This is a genomic window from Victivallis vadensis, from assembly GCF_003096415.1.
Taxonomy (GTDB): domain Bacteria; phylum Verrucomicrobiota; class Lentisphaeria; order Victivallales; family Victivallaceae; genus Victivallis; species Victivallis vadensis.
In genome coordinates, this window is the sequence record NZ_QEKH01000007.1 from 130288 (window position 1) to 147516 (window position 17229).

The window sequence follows — 17229 nt, forward strand, 5'->3', positions numbered from 1 at the left end:
AAATATAGAAGTACTATAAACCAAAACCGGCAAAAAGCAAGAGTTCAGGTTAATTCCATAGAAAAATACTTGCAAATTTAATCAATAATGATTATTCTTAATAAAAAACATCCAGCATCGGAGTACAATTCCATGAAAATCCAGATTGTCCAGGACGACATCACCCGCCTCCGGGCCGACGCCATCGTCAATGCCGCCAACAGCTCTTTGCTCGGAGGCGGCGGAGTCGACGGCGCGATCCATCGCGCCGCCGGCCCCGAACTTCTCGAAGCCTGCCGCAAATTCAACGGCTGCCCGACCGGAGAGGCCCGCATCACGCCCGGCTTCCGCCTCGCGGCCCGGTTCGTGATCCATACGCCCGGCCCCGTGTGGCACGGCGGCACGCACGGCGAAGCGGAACTTCTCGAAGCCTGTTACCGCAACAGCCTCCGCCTCGCCGCGGCCAACGGCTGCCGGTCGATCGCTTTCCCGGCGATCTCCACCGGCGTCTACCGCTACCCCAAGGCCGAAGCCGCGCAGATCGCGCTGCGGACGGTGCGCCAATGGCGCGAACCACTGCCGGAGGAGGTGATTTTCTGCTGTTTCAGCGCCGCCGACCTCGACGTGTACCAAGAGCTGCTGAAATGATCCGCTGCCGGGAACCGCTCTACCGGCCTCCCGCCGAAGCCGGCAGCCTGATCTTGCAGGCGGCTTACGGCTGCGCGCACAACCGCTGCACGTTCTGCGGGATGTACAAAGGCGTCCGGTATCAGGTCCGCCCGGAAGCGGAGCTGTTCGGTGAGATTTCCGAAGCGGCCCGGCTGTACCCGGAAACCCGCCGCGTCTTTCTCGCGGACGGCAACGCGCTGGGACTGGGTTACGACCGGCTCCGGCCGCTGCTGGAACGGCTGGCGGAAGCGTTTCCCCGCCTCGCCCGGGTCAATCTGTATGCGAACTGCCGCTCCATCGCCGCGCTGACCGATGGCGAATTGACCGGACTGCGCCGTTTAAAACTCAACACGCTCTACACCGGGCTGGAGTCCGGCAGCCAGCGGGTGCTCGACCTCGTCCATAAGGGGGAGTCCGCCGCAGAGACCGTGCGGCAGGTCCGCCGCGCCGAAGCCGCCGGTTTCACCTGTTCGGTGATGGTGCTGGTCGGGCTTGGGGGGCAGAGTTATTCGGAGGAACACGCCGACGCCACCGCCGCCGCGCTGAACCTGATGCGGCCCACGCTGCTGTCGGCGCTGCGGGTGATTCCGCCGGGAGTGCTGTTCGACGGCTTCCGGGAACTTACCGAATACCAGGCGGTCGGCGAACTGCACCGCCTGATCGGGCTGCTGGAACTGGAGCGCACCGTATTCCGCGCCGACCACCCGTCCAATCCGGCGCCGCTGGCCGGACGTTTCCCGCAGGACAAGTACCGGCTGCTCGCCGAGCTGGAGGCCACCCGCCGCGGCGGCCTCCTCGACCGGGACGGCCCCGGAAGGCGCCCGTTCGCGTTATAGCGCCGGTTCCTTCCGCTCCAGCAGCCTGCCGAGGCTCATCATCGCCTTCGCCGAGGCGGTCGCGCAGTTGATCCAGCCCGGATCAAGCCCCCGCTCATTGCGCTCCCAGTAGGTCAGATAGCGCCCGGTTTCCGGGTCCTGCGCGCGGGTCATCGCGTTGGCCAACTCGCACGCCTTCGCCAGATCAAGAACGCTCCCGGTGCGTTCGTACATCGCCTGATAGAGCGAAATCAGCTTGGCGGCGCTGGCATCGATCGGCACGTAATAGGCGTACTGCTCCAGCACGCAGGGGGTGATCCACTGATCGGTCCGCGTGCTTTTGTCCGGCATCGGCTGTTCCCAGACCACGAACTGATCTTCGGCGAACCGCAGCAGCGTCCGCGCCTGTTCCACCGCTTCCGGCCGATCCGGGAAACGGTCCAGCAAATAGAGCGCGTAGTCGCACGCGTTGTGCTTGGTGTTGTTCACATAGGGGACGGAAGGCGCGATGTCCTCAAACTGCCCCTCCCAGTTGAACTCCTTCAATGTGGTGCCGGCCAGATAGCGCACCGCCCGCTCCGCCGTCTCACGGAACTCCGTTTCACCGTATTGCGCGCCGAGCCGCTCGAAAAGCCGGATCATCGGCACCGGCACACACTGGTTTGAAGCCACCGGCGTGCCGTCCTTCATATTGATCTTCAGATACCAGCTGCCGGAGGGGAGCTGGAGCTTCCGGTAGCTCCGGGCGATCCGCAGCGCGGCTTCCAGAAAGCGCCGTTCGCCGCAGGCGTCGTACAAATCCAGATAGGCCGACGCGGCATCCGCCGGATAGATCATCATCTGCTGCCCCGCGAACTCCTTCGCGGTCCGTTTGTCGCCCGCATAGGTCGGCGGCAGGAATTCCAGCGGCGCCCCCGCCGGTTCGCTGACCGAAATCAGGTAATCCGCCGCCTTACGTGCGATGCCGAGCGCCGTTTCGCGGTCGGCCGGAGCCAGCGCAGCGTAGATCACCATGCTCTCAACCACGCTTGCGATGATCTTCGTCGGGTAGCAGTAAAGTTCATAGCCCGGGTCGGGCTCGCCTTTCTCCAGCCAGTTCCGGTAGTGCGGCTGCCGGAACAGATACTGCAGCCCCATCCGGGCGCTGTCGAGATAGCCGCGCTCCGCATCGGAATAGTGCCCACGGAACACGGCGGCCCGGTAAAAACGGCGCTTCCCGGCCGTTCCGGTCACTTTCCCGGAAGCGTCCACGCCTTCCACGGCCAGTTCCACGAAGCCGACCGGCAGCCGGTCCCAGACCGGAGTCAGCGCAGCGGCCGGAGAAGCCGCTTCAAAACTGTGCCGCTCTCCCGCCGCGTCGGTCGCCGTGAAGCGATAGCGGACCGCCCCTTCAACCGGCTTGAAATCGAATGCGGGCGCATAGATGAACCGGCGGGCGTGGCCGTTCCAGAAGGGTGCGCCGTTCACGCCTCCCGGCGCTACCGGGTTCAATGAATCCCGCACCGCCAGTTCGCGCAGTTCCCGGTCCGGGGGAAGTTCCGCACCGCCGCAGACGGCGGTTCCACAGACCATCAGGCAGGCACCGAATTGTTTCAAACGACGGCTTTTTTCCGATTCCGACATGCTGAATCTCCTTATGTTGCGGTTTCAGTATCCGGTATTTATTATAGCGGAAACAAGTCCGGTTTGCATCCCCGGTTTCCGGTGTTATTTTATAGAAAAGAAGCCAAACTTATGGAATTGCGAGATTGAACACTCCCGACATCATCACGATAAACGTCTACCGCAGAGCGGAACGCTTCAGCCAGACCGTCCCCGCCAACTGGCTCGGCTTATATTACAGCGGCATCAAACGCATGCAGGTCTACCGGGCCGACGGCCGGATGCTCTGCGACGACGGGCCGGAGACGCCGCCTCATCTCTTCCTGCGGCTCCCCGGCATGCGGTGCCGGTTTGAATTCGGGCGGGACCGGGAAAACTTCGTGATCGCGTTCCGGCTGCCCGAACTGACCCGCACGCCTGACGGAAGCGGCGCGCAACTGGACGGCGTACCGATTCCCTTCCGTGTCGACCTCGCCCGCGCCGAAGCCGAAGCCATGCGCCGCCGTTTTCAGGAGCTGGTCGACAGCTTCCGCAGCCAGCTGCCGGAAGCCGTCCTCCGCGCGAAGCTCACCGCCGCCGGGCTTCTCGGCGCTTTCCTCACCGCTCCCCGCCCGACCGTCTCCACCCCGGCAGGGCGTCTCCGCGAGCTGATCGACCGGGATGTCCACTGGGAAAAAACGCTCACCGCACTGTCGAAAGAGGCCGGAGGAAGCCGGGACCACCTCCGGCGGCTTTTCCGGGAGACCTACCACATCGATCCCGGCGAATACCGCCGCCGCAGGCGCCTCGACCGCGTGATGGAGCTGATCCTCCAGAGCGACCTCACCCTCAAGGAGATCGCCGCCGAAGTGGGCATGGCGCACGTGACCCATCTTTACGCGCTGCTCGGCACCCGTTTCACCGAAACTCCGGCGGAACTGGTCCGGCATTACCGCGAAGCCCGGCAGAAATAATCCCGCGCCGGATTGCCTTTCGCCTTTTCCGGCACTATATTACGGAATGGACTGGAAAAAAATCAATCATATCGCCTTCGACGCCGACGATACGCTGTGGAGCCTCGAAGCGCAATTCTGGGAGATCGAGCGCCGCTTTCTGGCGCTGCTCGCCCCTTACGGCTCCGCCGATGCGCTGGCTGAAAAACTCGTGGCCGTCGAACGCGGCAACCATCCGGTCTACGGCTACGGGGTGAAGAGCTTCACTTTGTCGATGATCGAAACGGCGCTGGCGTGCTCCGGCGGCCGGATTCCGGCGGAGGATGTGGGGCGGATTCTCGACTTCGGCAAGACGCTGCTCAACGCCCCGGTAATCCCCTTCGCGGACGCCGAACCGCTGCTCGCCTTCCTCTGCCGCCGCTGCCGCCTGATCGTGGCGACCAAAGGCGACCTGCTCGATCAGGAGCGCAAACTGAAAAACTCCGGACTGCTCGGCTACTTCCACCACATCGAAATCATGAGCGAAAAGAAAACCGCCGACTACCGGAAACTCCTGAAGCATCTGGACGCTTCCGCGCAGGAGTTCCTGATGGTCGGCAACTCGATGAGTTCCGATATCCTGCCGGTGCTGGAGCTGGGAGGTTCGGCCATCCACATTCCCGCGCCGGTTCCCCTGCGCTATCCCGACGCCCCGGCAGACATCGTCAGCCCGCGGCTGCTCACGCTAGGCTCCCTCGCCGAACTTTTCCGGCTCGTCTCCCAAAAACTCTAACCCCTCTCCGCACCGCTCCGGGGATTTCGCCTTCGGCGACCAAGGCGCTTCGCCCTTGGAACCCGACCGGCAAGGTGCCGGCGCCGGGTACTTAGAGCCGGGAAAGGCGGAACGCCTTTCCCTCCGGGTGGGGGAGGCTCCGGTAGAGACAGGCAAGGTTGTACCTGAGCGGCACACCGCTCCGGTCGGCGCAAAGCCTGCTTTTTTGCAGGCTTTAGGCACTCCCTGCGCCTGCTGCCGCCGGAGGTCACGCGCGGAACGGCCAGATGCTGACCGGGTAATAGAAAGATACCCTGATGGAGGCTGATAAGAGCTAAACTCCCATATAGGCAAGGCGAGGTCAGGCAACAATACAATTGTCATATCACAGGCAAGCATATCTTTGAATACGAGCCTTACTGAATCTTGCCTGTATGAAAAGGTAGGGAGAGTTCAGCCTCCATCAGAGTAACTTCACATCAGATGGTCAGCATCTGGAGGTTCCGCGCGTGACCTCCGGCGGCAGCAGGCGCAGGGAGTGCCCGGCGTCGGCAAAAAAGCCGACGCGGTCGCCGACCGGAGCGGTGTGCCGCTCAGGTACTCGCCTACCTGTCCACAGTAGAGCCTCCCCCCATCCGGAGGGAAAGGCGTTCCGCCTTTCCCGGCTCTAAGTACCCGGCGCCGGCACCTTGCCGGTCGGGTTCCAAGGGCGAAGCGCCTTGGTCGCCGAAGGCGAAATCCCGGATGCGCCGGGCCGTCAGAAGTTGTGGCAGACCAGGCCGTCGCGGAGCTTCGGCTCGAACCAGGTCGATTTCGGCGGCATGATCGCGCCCGCGTCGGCGATGGCCATCAGCTGCTCGACCGTGGTCGGATACATGGAGAAGGCGATCGCGTATTTGCCCGAATTGACCAGCTTCTCCAGCTCCGCGGTGCCGCGGATGCCGCCGATGAAGTCGATATCCTTGCTGGTGCGGGGGTCTTCGATGCCGAGGATCGGGCCGAGGATATTGTCCTGAAGGATGCTGACATCGAGTTGCTCGATTACGCCGAGCTTGGCAATATCGAATTTCGGCCGGGCGACATACCACTCGTGCGCCATGTAGAATTTGAATTCGCCCGGCTTCGTGGTCACGCCGTCGGCGGCGGGGCAGACCTGGAAACGCTCGCTCAGGATGGTCAGCAGACCGGCGGGGCTGTTGTGGTTCAGCGACCGGACCACCCGGTTGTACGGCAGAATCGACAGCTGGCTGGCCGGAAACGCGACCGTCAGGAAGAAATTGTAATCCTCGGTGCCGTTGTGGTCCGGGTTCTTCGGCGCGCATTCGGCGGCGGTCCGGGCGGCAGCGGCGCTGCGGTGGTGGCCGTCGGCGATGTAGAAAACCGGAACTTCGGCGGCAAACACCTTCGACAGCTTTTCGCTGGCGGCTTCATCGATGCGCCACAGCGTATGACGGATGCCGTCCGGAGCGGTGAAGTTGAAGAGCGGAGCCTTTTTGAGCTCGGCCGCGACCAGTTCGTCGATGGTCTTGTTATCGCGGTAGGTGAAAAAGGCCGGGCCGGTGTGGCTGCGCAGCTCCATCACATGCCGGGTGCGGTCGTCCTCCTTGTCCTGCCGGGTCTTTTCATGCTTCTTGATGATCCCCTTGCGGTACTCTTCGGCGGAGGCAGCACCGAGGATGCCGGTCTGCACGTGATCGCCCATCTGGAGCTGGTAGAGGTACAGGTGTTTGCCGTTGTCCAGCGTCAGCGGAACCTCCTTGCAGAGCTTTTGGAACGCGGCGGCGGCCTGGGCGTAAATGCGCTCGTCATGCAGGTCGATGCCGTATTCGAGGTCGATTTCCGGGCGGGACACGTGCAGGAACGAATAGGGATTGCCCTTCGCCAGCTCTGCGGCTTCACGGGAACTGACCACATCATAGGGAACGGCGGCGACCTGTGCGGCGCGTTCGACGGAGGGCAGCAGCCCGTGGAAGGGAAGAAGTTGAGCCATGATGAATTCTCCTGTTATGGATCTTATTTGAAATGAAAGAAATAAGCGTTCAGAGGATGCGGCGGATACCCGGCGGCAGGATATGATCCTCCAGCTTGGGAAGCTCTCCCGCCCAATCCGCCAGGCGGACCACCTTGCAGTGGATGCACTCGGAATTGGTGATTTCGCAGTTGCCGTTCGGCTTTACGCCGCCGCAGGGACCGTTCGCGAGCCGCTTGGGACAGTTTTCGGTACACACGAACGAGGTGGCGGGCAGCCGGCACACATCGCACGAACGACACCCGGCGAACAGTTTCTTGAACAGCCGCTGGTGGTCCGCCTTCTGCCGGTCGGCGTGGACGAACAGGAATTTGCGCAGATTGTAACCGAGTTTTTCCGCCCCGGAAACCATCGGATCATCCAGCTCGTTGGCTATCGGCCGGTCATTTTCCGGGTAAGGACGGCGCAGCGTCCGGTCATACAGATAAAAGCTGCTGGAAAACGGCGCCATCTCCGTGCGCGCCAGATAGGAGTTGTACTCCTCAAGCCAGTGGTCGAAATCGGTGAATTCCCGGAGCGCGTTCACAATGCGCTCGGCGGCGATCTTCGCCTTGCCGGGCTGCTCCACCCCGGCCAGCTGGATACCGCTGAAACCGAGCAGCCGGCAACCGGCGGCCTGAAGCTCCAGCCTCCGGTACTGGGCGGCTTCGAACTGGGTGTTGGAGTAATGCAGTTCCTTCTCCAGAATCCGCTGGAAGTCGTGGGAGATGCTGATGCCGGGATATTCCCCGGCCAGAATCCGCTCCACCTTTTCCGGCGTCAGCAGGATCAGCCGCGCGATCATCGGGTAGAAAAGGCTGCGCCCGGTCAGGTACCAGCGCAGCGATTGCAGCTTCAGCATATCCCATCCGGCCTGCGTGACCAGAAAGGAAGCACCCGAATTGAGTTTCTTGACCAGCTTGAAATACTGCCCCATCAGCGACCAGCCGGTGTACTGGTAGGGATTCACGGTCGCGCCGGAGAAAAAACCGTAAGGATGGGAGGCAAGCTCCTGCAGGATTTCGATGCTCTCGGTGAAAGTGCGCTTGCGGCTTTCCCGGACGCTGTCCCCCGGAATCACGCTGCCGCTGGCCGGGACGATGTTGCAGTTCCCGGCATTGGCAGCGATATCGATCAGGTTGCGGGTCTCATTCAGCGTGGTGTCGCGGCCGGAGAGGTAGATCACATGCCGGTCGCGGTTTTCGGCGGAAAGTGCGCTGGCGTATTCGGCGGCGCGCCAGACGTCGACGGTGTGGCAGCGGTCGGTGATCGCAAGCGACGCATTGATCCCCTTGATGTCGAGGACCGCGTTTTCCAGCGCGGCCAGCCGGTCGGCGCTGGCCGCCGGATCGTTGTCGCGTCCCGGTGACGAGTTTTCGACCAGCAGCACGAATTCACCGGCGTTCAACGCATCGCGGAAGCGGTTCCGCCGTTCGGAAAAATTGATTTCAAGTTGCAGGTTGTCCATGGTTCGCTATCCTACGCTTCCAATTCCTCTTCCAGCAGTTGTTCCGTATTGCGGCGGCCCGGATCGAGGATGAAGAACAGCCCGCCGATCAGGTTGAAAAACAGCACGATCGCCGTGTACAGCAGCTGCCCGGTCTTCGCGTCTCCGACCGCGACCGAACCGGCGACCAGAATCGTGACGGTCGCCACGTCGCGCCCGCCGACTCCCGCCGGAAACAGCGGAATCAATCCGATGATGTTGCCGATGGTCACCGCGATCACCAGCGTCAGCAAATTCACATGCAATCCGAGCCCCGTCATCAGGAACGCGAAAGGGACCACCGTCATCAGGTGAACGAAAAAAATGCTGATCACCACGAGCTTGCACAGTTCCGGCCAGCACCCGAGATAGACATCGGTGGCCGAGGTCAGCCGGGTTACCATCCCGTGGGAGATCCGGTCGCCCCACTTCATCAGCGGTCCGAAAACCGGCAGTTTTTCGATGAAACGGTGGAAGAAGATCACCGAACTGGCCCCCAGCCCCGCGATGCAAAGCCCCGCCAGGCAGATGATGAAAAGGATCCGCATGCCGTCGTCGATCGCGATGTTGGGCACCTCGATTTTCATCAGCACCGGGACGGCCGGAACCAGCAGCAGCAGCGCCAGCGCGAACAGCGCGATCATCCCGACGATGCGGTCTATCAGGATGGTGAACGCCCCCTCCATCTTCGCGCCCGGCCTGGTCCGTTTGGAAAGCACTCCCATCTTGACCACGTCGCCGCCGATCGCTCCGCCGGGAATCACCAGCGAGAAGAAATACCCCTGCATGGTCAGCGACAGCGCCTCGAATCCGGAGAGCCGCACGCCGAGGATCCGGGTCAGCCGGTGCCAGCGCCACGCGCAGACCAGCATGTGCAACAGATAGAAAAGCAACGCGGGGACCAGCCAGATATAATTGAAACTGCGGAAACCGTCGATGATCTCGGTCGGATTCTTGAACGCAAGGTAAGCGACGATCCCGCCTGCGATGGCGAGTTTCACGAAGAACCAGAAAAACTTCTTCAGTTTTGCAAAATATGTCATTTGATCTTACCTTGATGGACAATTTTATAAAATAGCACGGCTTCCGGTATTCGGCAATAGCCGGAACCGGTTTTGTTTCGGGATTGTTTGGAGCGCTCCGCAGATACAGGCTGTTCACCTGCCAGGGGACTCTTCCCGGTTTGTATTTTATATTTCGCAATACATGCCGTGTGCAAGTTTCCTGAATGGGGATTTCGCTCCTTTTGGAGCGACCAAGGGCGAAGCGCCTTGGTCGCCAAAGGCGAAATCCCGGTGCAAGAAACTTGCAGACGGCGTCAATACTGTATTTCATACTGGAATATAAAACAGGAAATTGGAAAAATGATGTACGCCGAATATCAGGGCATCTTACAAACGATACGAAATAAAATACGCACCGGCCTTTGGCCCCCCCGGCTGAGCCGTGCCATTACGTTTCCCGGGTAAAAATTGCGTTCAAAAGTTGTTTGCCGCCACACCCGCACCCGTTTTTGCTGCAATACAAAACTGAATATAAAACTCACGTGCTATTTGAGAACAGCGATCACACGTCCAAGATGCCTTGCGTCACAGAAACAAGTATTTTTGCATATTATGCAATAATATTCCATTTCATGAATCAACATAACATCAACGGTAACAAAATCTTTCTGTAATCTAGAAATTAATTCAATATTCGCATAAAGTCATTCAATCAGAATATTTTTTTTGCATTTTATTCAAAACAGCCCTTGCTTTTTTCTTTCATCCGGTCCATAATATAGGGAAACAACTTACAGGAGAAAAGCACAAAATGGCGATCAGGCGCAACGGCAATGCGGTCAACATGACCGACGTGGCCCTCAAGGCAGGCGTGTCGCAATCCACCGTTTCCAGGGTGCTGAACAATCAGCCCGGCATCAGCCGCCACACCCGCACCACGGTATTGGAAACGCTCCGGCAACTCGGATACAAAACCAACTCCGGTCATGCGAAATCCGAAGCCGAAGAAACGGCTGCCGTCAGTCTGGTCATGTGTCCTTTGCCGGAGCAGAACGATCCGTTCGCACTCGAATACTTTGCCACGGTCGCCTCCGGCATTCGCGAAACACTGGAGAAAGTCGGAGCCCGGCTCCGGTTGCAAACGCTTCCGGCCGGGGCGGCCGAACTTCCCGGAGCGACGACGGCGGAAGGGGTGATCCTGCTCGGCTTTCCCTCGGAAGAACTGCGCGCCGCCCTGCGGAAACAACATATTGTGTACATCATCGCCTCCGGGGACATTTACAGCAGCACCGAGGATATGGTCACGGTCAACAACTTCGAGGCGAGCGTGGAGGCCTGTCGTTACCTGCTCCGGCGGGGCATCCGGCGCATCGGTTTTCTGATGGCTCCGTTCGGGCTGGAACGGTATGCCGGTTTCCAGATGGAATTGCTGCGCAACTCACTCAATGTCAGGCCGGAAGACTTCCGCCTTCAACCGAATACGCAACTGCCGACTTTCATCGAAGCGATCCATCACTGGATCGCGGAAAAAGACCTGCCGGAAGCGCTGGTCGTCAGCCATATCGATGCGGCCCGGGCAATCAAGACCATGCTTCTGTTGAATGGGTTTCGGATACCGGAAGATATTCAACTGGTCGCTTTCGACCATCATCCCGGAACGTGTTCGGAAATCATCAGCCTGCATACCGATCCCTACCAGCTCGGCCGGCATGCCGCTTTGCGCATCCAGCACAAACTGCGGCATCCGAACGAAGCCCCGGTCCACACGGTCGTGCCAATGGTCCTGACCACTCCACCTGAAAGCAATTCACATGTTTCCTGATTCTTTACCCGACCAAACAGAAAGGACAATTACCATGAAAACGCACCTCCATTTATTCACACTTATTGAGCTGCTCGTGGTGATAGCGATCATCGCGATTCTGGCGAGCATGCTGCTGCCGGCCCTGAACAGGGCGCGCGCCAAATCGCAATTGTCCACCTGCCTCGGCAATATGAAAAACCTCGCGGCGGGGTTGCAGATTTACGCGAGTGACAACAAGGATCAGCTTCCCACTCACAAAGGGCGTCCCAGCAATGGAACCGGCAGCTCAGACAAGGGGGTGGATTACAATTCGTCCTACTGGATGTGGTATCAATACCTGAACTACGGGTATGGGCGGAAAACCTTTATCTGTCCCGGCAATACCCGCCGGACCGATATGGAATCAAAACCGCTCGATAAATATGTACCCGGACTCGGCGATGTCGGCACCTGGTATCAGATCAACAACGGCCGCGGAAACTACTCCATGAACTCCCGGCTGATCCGGTATTCCGGAAAAATGAACGGCAAGGTCACCCGCTGCAATATTCCGACCCGCAGCGTGATGGTATTGGAATACGACGTCCCGACTTTCACCGACAATTACCAGACTTACAATGCCAGAACCCAGAGCCGCTTCACCAATTCGCCGAACACCCTCCGCGACCACCAGAACTCCGGGTCGAATTTCGCGGCGCTGGACGGCCATGCGGAAAATTTGAAATTCGGCGTCAATCCCCGCGAACTGACGCTTATCGAACACTCCAGCGTTTACCAGAAAGGTTCCGCCACCGACGGAAACTTCTGGTATCCGACCAGATAACCATTATTGTTCCGCAACACACGAAAGAGACAGACATGATCAGACAGACCCTCGGCGCATTCGCGCTGGCGGGCGGCCTGCTGTGCGCCGCCGCCGATATCGAAATCAGACAGCCCGGTTATATTTTTCAGGTCGACAACGGGCAGGCCGTCATCCGCGACGCCGCCGGAAACCGCCTGCTGCAGCTCGGCGACCTGCGCATCGGCTGGGGAGCGCCGCAATCCGGCGTCGGCGTTTCCGCTGAAAGAATCGGCAACGACCGGGTAAAGATCAGCTATGAGACGAAAAACGATCCGACCGGCAAGGTGAGTTTCGGCGCGGTCTATACCGTGAAACCGGAGCGCATCGACGCCGAATACACCTTGACCGCCCCCAAAGGGATCAATGTCGGGGGCACCCAGCTCACTGTGCGGCCGTTGGATGCGACCAGAAAGGGCAAGGAGCTGTACAAATCCGGGCTTTGGACCGAACACGCCGGAGGCGGCGTTCCGTTTGAAGTCCGCGACGGTTATTTCCGCCCCTTCAACGGAAAAGCCTCCACCCTCTGGATGCTGGTCACCGGCAACCACTCCTGGAACGACCACCACACCCAACACCTGAATTTCAAGAAACGCGACAAAGACTCCGACACCTATGTTGCGGACGCCTCATTTTTCGTAACTCCTCCCGACACTTCGGGAGCAGCCGCGGCAGCCCGCTTCCACGGCCGCCCGGTCGCCCTCACCCTCTCGACCGGCCGGGATTTCAACCTCTTTGAAACCGGGAATATCCCGGCGGAATTGAAACTCGCGCTGGCCAATACCTCCGGCCGCGAGCTGCGGAATATTGCCCTGACCGTGAGCGCCCGCGACTATGACGGGAATCTCCCCCTCGACCGCCGGGAAACGGTAACCCTGGCTCCCGGCGAAGAAAAGGAGTACATCTTCCCCTTGCCCGCCGGGAAACGCGAACTCTACTTTGCCGAAGCCGCCGCAACCGTGGACGGCAGGCGCTATTTCACCCGCACCAATGTCGCGGTGCTGCCGCCGCACCGTTTCGAACATAAGGATCGGAGCATTTTCGGCATCGCGGCCTTTTTTCCAACTCCCAGCCGCGAAGCGGCGCTGGCGCTGCTGAACCGCCTCGGCGTCCGCCACCTCCGCCATGACGACAACCGCAAACTGCCGCCGGAATACGGGATGATCGCCTTCGCCCACGGCAACGTCAAACGCACTCAGTGGCCCGATCCGGAACAGCGCAGACGCGAGCTGGACAAGCTGCTCGCCGGATTCGACGCCGCCGGTAATCCGATCTATGAATTCGGGAACGAGTGGAATATGTCGACCAAGGGCAAGAGTACCGGAGATGCCAAAAAGCGTGAAGCCGCCCAATGCTACGCCGACTGGTACAAAACCATCGATCAGGTCCGCAAGGAGAATGGCCGCAAAGTGAAAATCTACAGCCTCGGCCTCGCCGGGCAGGATACCGGTTTCCTGAAGCTGCTCAAGGAGTTCGGGGCCTACGACCTGCTCGACGGCATCGCGTTCCATCCGGGGCGCGGCAACCAGACGCCGGACAATCCCCGCCGCGACTGGAACTACATCGGCACCATCCGCGCTTACAGGAAACTTGTAAAAGAACTCGGCGACAAGCCGTTGATCATCACCGAAGCCTACGCCGCCACCCATCCCAACGACTGGTGGAAGGATTCCTACCGCCAGAGCGGCGACAACATCCTGCTGACGCTGGCGCTCGCGCTGGCCGAAGGAATGGAGTCGGTTCAGGTCTACCAGCTCAACGATTCGACCTGGCATGATATCGGCGGAGTCAATCCCAAAGACGTGGAATATCACTACGGCATGCTGATGCGCGACCTGTCGCTGAAACCTGCCGCAATGGCTTACGCCGCCACCGCCGAGGAGCTGGACGGTGCGAAATTCCTCAAGTATCTGGAATTCAAGGCCAGAGGCGACGAGGAGGTCAAGGGGATGCTTTTCGATACGCCGCGCGGTGATCTGGCGATTCTGTACGACCGCATCGACGGGTATTTCCAGAGCCGGAACACGCCGGACTTCAAGCACGCCGAACCGTGGGTCAAGGCGTGGCCGACCGAACGGAACCACGTATTCAAGGCCGCCGGCGGCGAAGTCACCGTGATCGATTCGATCGGCCGCGCCCGGAAAATTCCGGCGGCTGACGGCAAGGTCACGCTGAAACTCTCCGGCTCCCCGGTGATGGTTTATGGACTTGACCTGCGCTGAAAATTCCCCGGAAAGGAGACGATTCATGAGATTGAAACAGACCGCTTTGCTGCTCGGACTTGGCATCGCATTCGGCGCGGGAAGCGCCGAACCGCTGTTCCGGGACGTGGACACCACCAGGCCGGAAGCGCGGATTCCCGCAGTGGCTTTCCCGTCGACCTATTCGACGGAGCTGAACGACAAACTGGAGCAGAGCAGGAACTTTTTCCCGCTCGGCATCCTCGGCGACGACTTTTTCCGGGTTGTGCCGCAAATCGGCATGAACTTCACCGAACTCCAGCACGCCTGTTATGAATTTTATCAGGGCAAACCGTGCTCCGCCGACTGGGGAAAGGGGCGCAACGGCCTGTTCTTCTTCAACGTCTGGGCCGCGCACTCGCTCAGCGGCAGCCACCCGAAAAAATACGGCCCGATCCGCCACTCCCAGGCCGACGACGGCACCTATCACAAAAGGACCGCGATCAATTTGTTCGATCCGCGCACCCGGCAGTACGTGCTCGACTGCGCGGAGAATACCGCCCGGCACTTCAGCGGCAAGTTCCCCAATATCTTCATGTGGGGCATCGACAACGAACTCGAACCGCCGCTGGACTACTCCCCGGAGGCCCGCACCGCTTTCGTGAAATACCTGAAAAAAGCCTATAAAAACGACCTCGCCGTGCTGAACAAAGCATGGAATGCCAATTACACCGATTTCAACCAGGCGCAGCCCCCCGCCATCGCTGAGCTGCAACGGAATCCCGGCGGCTGGCTGGACTGGCGCGACTTTCAGGAGGAGGCGTTCGCCGATTACCTCGCCGACTATTTCGCCGCGATCCGCAGGGGCGATCCCCGGAAACGCCCGGTGATCTCCAAATCCACCCAGTGCTCGCTGGAAATGCCCCACCCGATGCGCAACCGCATGGTCAACCATGAACGCCTCGCCGCGCTCGGCCGCACCTATGGCCAGGGATGGTACGGCATTGACCAGTACGGCCACGGCGACCGCAACGCCTACGAAATCAACTACTTCTTCAACGCGCTGCGTCCGGTCGATCCCGCCGATCACGGTGTGCGCGGCGTGTTCTCCGCCGAAAGCAACAACCATGCCGGTCCCGGCTGGCAGTTCGCCCAGACCTACTGGCGGCTGCTCGGCAACGGCCTGCGCGGCATCAACTTCTTCGTGATCGGCAACTTCGGGGGTGAACGGGACTACGCGACCTTCAGCCTGACCCATCCGGACGGCACCCGGCGCGACCGTTTCTTCTACCTCCCGCGCTTCACGGCGGCGATCCACCGCCGGGAAACCTTCTGGAGCCGTGCTTTCCCGGCGGAAAATATCCCCCGCATCGCGCTTCTGGTGCCGCAGCGCGATACGGCGCTGGCCGCCGACACCGGCCGCAGCTGGTGGGATTATTCGATCAACGACCGACTCAGCGTCTATTCGCATTTGCGCGGACTCGGCTATTGGGTCGAAACGATCCCCTACGGCAAGCTGGCACCGGAATTCCTGAACCGCTTCGACGCGCTCTTCCTGATCAATGCCGAACACCTCAAGGCGAGTGAAGCGGAGAACATCGCCGGATTCGTCAAAAACGGCGGCGTGCTGTTCACCGATATGCGTTCCGGCAGCTTCGACGAACACCATATCCCCTCCGACCGGCTCGAACCGGTCCTCGGCGTTCGATACCAAGGAGTGTACACCGGCATTGAAGTATCGCCGGATGACCTCTGGTACAACACGCCCCACGGCAACCTCGTGCGCGCCGACGGCAAGATTCTGGTCGGCCTGACCACCGCCCGGCTGGTCAACCGGGAGGATGCGGTCCGCAACTTCAAGGCCGGCTGGATCACGGAGAACCGCTACGGCAAAGGCAGAGCCTACTATTACAATACCCGGCTCGGCGCACTGCGCCCGGAAAGCGCAGGAAACGAGGTCGTCCGGGAATGGTTCGGCGAACAGCTCGCCCGCGCCGGGCTGAAACCGGCCAGCCGTCACAGCGCCGCCTGCAACGGCGAACTGCGGGTCGAACTGCCTCAAGTCGATCCCGACGGCAACGCCGCGCTGATCGTCTCCGGCTCCACCTACCGGAGCATCCCGGCGGGCGAACTGACGGTGACACTGCCCGCCGGCCTGAAATTCGCCCATGCGTTCTACGGTCCGGCCGAAACCGCCGGGCTCCGCAAGATCGACTTCCGGCGCGACGGCGCTGAAACGATTTTCCGGCTGCCCGAAATCAAAAGCACGGGCATCCTCTATCTTTTCGCCGGGGGAGCGCCGCTGCCGGGCATGGAACTTTCCGGCGCTTCCGGCGCCAATGCCGAAGACCCGCATACACCCGAATTGATTCCCGGCGAATCATTGAAAGCGACCGTCCAGCTTGCGGCGCCCGCCGATTTCGCCGGCGGCAAGCTCACGCTGCAAGCCTATCCGGGCTGGAAAATCGAACCGGCCTCCATTGAAATCCCGGCGCTGAAAGGCGGCGCAATCACCGCTTATACATTCACCGTCGCCACGCCCGCCGACAGCCGCTTTTTCCGCTTCGACCGTCCCTACCCGGTGGTTGCCGCGCTGACCGGCGGCGACGGCAAACGCCTGGCGACGGTCAACGCTGTCCATACGCTGAGGCTCGACCGCACCAGACATCTCTGGCTGCTCACCGACAATCCTTACCGGACTGAAAAAGAGTATCCCGAATTTGCGATCCGCACCGGAGCGACCTACACCTATCCGGCGGGAGCCGAAGTTCAGGACGACCTTGAGAAATCCACCGTCACCGAATTCAAAGGCAAGCTCACCCGGCCGGGAAACGTGCGCTTTTTCGAACGGGAAGCCGCCCCCTGCTTCGATCTCGGCAAAGAGTACATTGTCAAACGTCTCCGGCTCCGCCACGGCCGCAATCCCCGTCCGGACTCCTGGGAACTTCAGGCCGGCACTGACGGCGCGACATTCCGCACCATCGCCTCCGGCAAGCCGGAATGGACCGGCGACCGCTGGGCTGAAATCGACCTTGTCCCCGTCAAAGCCCGTTTTATCCGGATTGTCCTCCGTTATCCCGACGGCAAAGGCGGATACCTCGACGAGATCGAACTTTACGGAAGCGAGCCACCTATACGCAAATAAATCTTCTCCGCCA

12 protein-coding genes are annotated in these 17229 nt (G+C 60.6%); 8 read left to right on the top strand and 4 right to left on the bottom strand.

The annotated features are described in order from the left end of the window. The first annotated feature begins 132 nt into the window (after positions 1–132). Together C8D82_RS05885 and C8D82_RS05890 are read left to right on the top strand one after the other, a co-directional pair. Positions 133–627, top strand: coding sequence for an O-acetyl-ADP-ribose deacetylase (locus tag C8D82_RS05885; protein WP_116883349.1), 495 nt, complete (start codon positions 133–135; stop codon positions 625–627). Next, positions 624–1484, top strand: coding sequence for a radical SAM protein (locus C8D82_RS05890; protein ID WP_165832859.1), 861 nt, complete (start codon positions 624–626; stop codon positions 1482–1484). Before C8D82_RS05885 ends, C8D82_RS05890 begins: the two co-directional genes overlap by 4 nt. On the opposite strand, the gene C8D82_RS05895 is transcribed toward C8D82_RS05890, so the two are convergent. After that, the gene (locus tag C8D82_RS05895; protein WP_116883351.1) at positions 1479–3086 is read right to left on the bottom strand and encodes a hypothetical protein; all 1608 of its coding nucleotides are present in this window, start codon (positions 3084–3086) and stop codon (positions 1479–1481) included. The genes C8D82_RS05890 and C8D82_RS05895 overlap by 6 nt on opposite strands. A 125-nt stretch (positions 3087–3211) precedes the next feature. Here C8D82_RS05895 and C8D82_RS05900 point away from each other — a divergent pair, with 125 nt between their 5' ends. Both C8D82_RS05900 and C8D82_RS05905 read left to right on the top strand, forming a co-directional pair. Beyond that, positions 3212–4018 carry a helix-turn-helix transcriptional regulator gene (locus C8D82_RS05900; RefSeq protein ID WP_116883352.1) on the top strand — a complete coding sequence of 269 codons (807 nt, stop codon included), beginning with the start codon at positions 3212–3214 and terminating at the stop codon, positions 4016–4018. 46 nt (positions 4019–4064) lie between these two features. Continuing rightward, complete coding sequence (locus C8D82_RS05905; protein ID WP_116883353.1) at positions 4065–4769, top strand: HAD family hydrolase; 705 nt, start codon at positions 4065–4067, stop codon at positions 4767–4769. 736 nt (positions 4770–5505) lie between these two features. On the opposite strand, the gene C8D82_RS05910 is transcribed toward C8D82_RS05905, so the two are convergent. From C8D82_RS05910 to C8D82_RS05920, 3 genes are read right to left on the bottom strand one after another with little or no spacing between them, the layout of a single operon-like run. Continuing rightward, on the bottom strand, positions 5506–6738 hold the full coding sequence (locus C8D82_RS05910; RefSeq protein WP_116883354.1) for a DUF1015 domain-containing protein: 1233 nt from the start codon (positions 6736–6738) through the stop codon (positions 5506–5508). 49 nt (positions 6739–6787) lie between these two features. Further along, positions 6788–8224, bottom strand: coding sequence for a methylenetetrahydrofolate reductase C-terminal domain-containing protein (locus C8D82_RS05915; RefSeq protein ID WP_116883355.1), 1437 nt, complete (start codon positions 8222–8224; stop codon positions 6788–6790). 11 nt (positions 8225–8235) lie between these two features. Continuing rightward, the gene (locus C8D82_RS05920; RefSeq protein WP_116883356.1) at positions 8236–9285 is read right to left on the bottom strand and encodes a lysylphosphatidylglycerol synthase transmembrane domain-containing protein; all 1050 of its coding nucleotides are present in this window, start codon (positions 9283–9285) and stop codon (positions 8236–8238) included. A gap of 772 nt (positions 9286–10057) precedes the next feature. On the opposite strand from C8D82_RS05920, the gene C8D82_RS05925 reads away from it, so the two are divergent. From C8D82_RS05925 to C8D82_RS05940, 4 genes are read left to right on the top strand one after another with little or no spacing between them, the layout of a single operon-like run. Further along, positions 10058–11068: a LacI family DNA-binding transcriptional regulator gene (locus C8D82_RS05925; protein ID WP_116883357.1), complete on the top strand. Its 1011-nt coding sequence runs from the start codon at positions 10058–10060 to the stop codon at positions 11066–11068. Positions 11069–11102: 34 nt separating this feature from the next. After that, positions 11103–11873, top strand: a complete 771-nt coding sequence (locus tag C8D82_RS05930) for a prepilin-type N-terminal cleavage/methylation domain-containing protein (protein ID WP_116883358.1) — start codon at positions 11103–11105, stop codon at positions 11871–11873. Positions 11874–11908: 35 nt separating this feature from the next. Next, positions 11909–14113, top strand: a complete 2205-nt coding sequence (locus C8D82_RS05935) for a hypothetical protein (protein ID WP_116883359.1) — start codon at positions 11909–11911, stop codon at positions 14111–14113. Between the two features lie 25 nt (positions 14114–14138). After that, positions 14139–17216 (top strand): beta-galactosidase, encoded by a 3078-nt coding sequence (locus C8D82_RS05940; RefSeq protein WP_165832860.1) that lies wholly within the window; start codon positions 14139–14141, stop codon positions 17214–17216. The last annotated feature ends 13 nt before the right edge of the window (positions 17217–17229 follow it).

Coding starts and splice junctions, on each gene's coding strand:
- C8D82_RS05885 (WP_116883349.1), top strand. CDS start 133: ATGAAAATCCAGATTGTCCAGGACGACATCACCCGCCTCCGGGCCGAC.
- C8D82_RS05890 (WP_165832859.1), top strand. CDS start 624: ATGATCCGCTGCCGGGAACCGCTCTACCGGCCTCCCGCCGAAGCCGGC.
- C8D82_RS05895 (WP_116883351.1), bottom strand. CDS start 3,086: ATGTCGGAATCGGAAAAAAGCCGTCGTTTGAAACAATTCGGTGCCTGC.
- C8D82_RS05905 (WP_116883353.1), top strand. CDS start 4,065: ATGGACTGGAAAAAAATCAATCATATCGCCTTCGACGCCGACGATACG.
- C8D82_RS05910 (WP_116883354.1), bottom strand. CDS start 6,738: ATGGCTCAACTTCTTCCCTTCCACGGGCTGCTGCCCTCCGTCGAACGC.
- C8D82_RS05915 (WP_116883355.1), bottom strand. CDS start 8,224: ATGGACAACCTGCAACTTGAAATCAATTTTTCCGAACGGCGGAACCGC.
- C8D82_RS05920 (WP_116883356.1), bottom strand. CDS start 9,285: ATGACATATTTTGCAAAACTGAAGAAGTTTTTCTGGTTCTTCGTGAAA.
- C8D82_RS05925 (WP_116883357.1), top strand. CDS start 10,058: ATGGCGATCAGGCGCAACGGCAATGCGGTCAACATGACCGACGTGGCC.
- C8D82_RS05930 (WP_116883358.1), top strand. CDS start 11,103: ATGAAAACGCACCTCCATTTATTCACACTTATTGAGCTGCTCGTGGTG.
- C8D82_RS05935 (WP_116883359.1), top strand. CDS start 11,909: ATGATCAGACAGACCCTCGGCGCATTCGCGCTGGCGGGCGGCCTGCTG.
- C8D82_RS05940 (WP_165832860.1), top strand. CDS start 14,139: ATGAGATTGAAACAGACCGCTTTGCTGCTCGGACTTGGCATCGCATTC.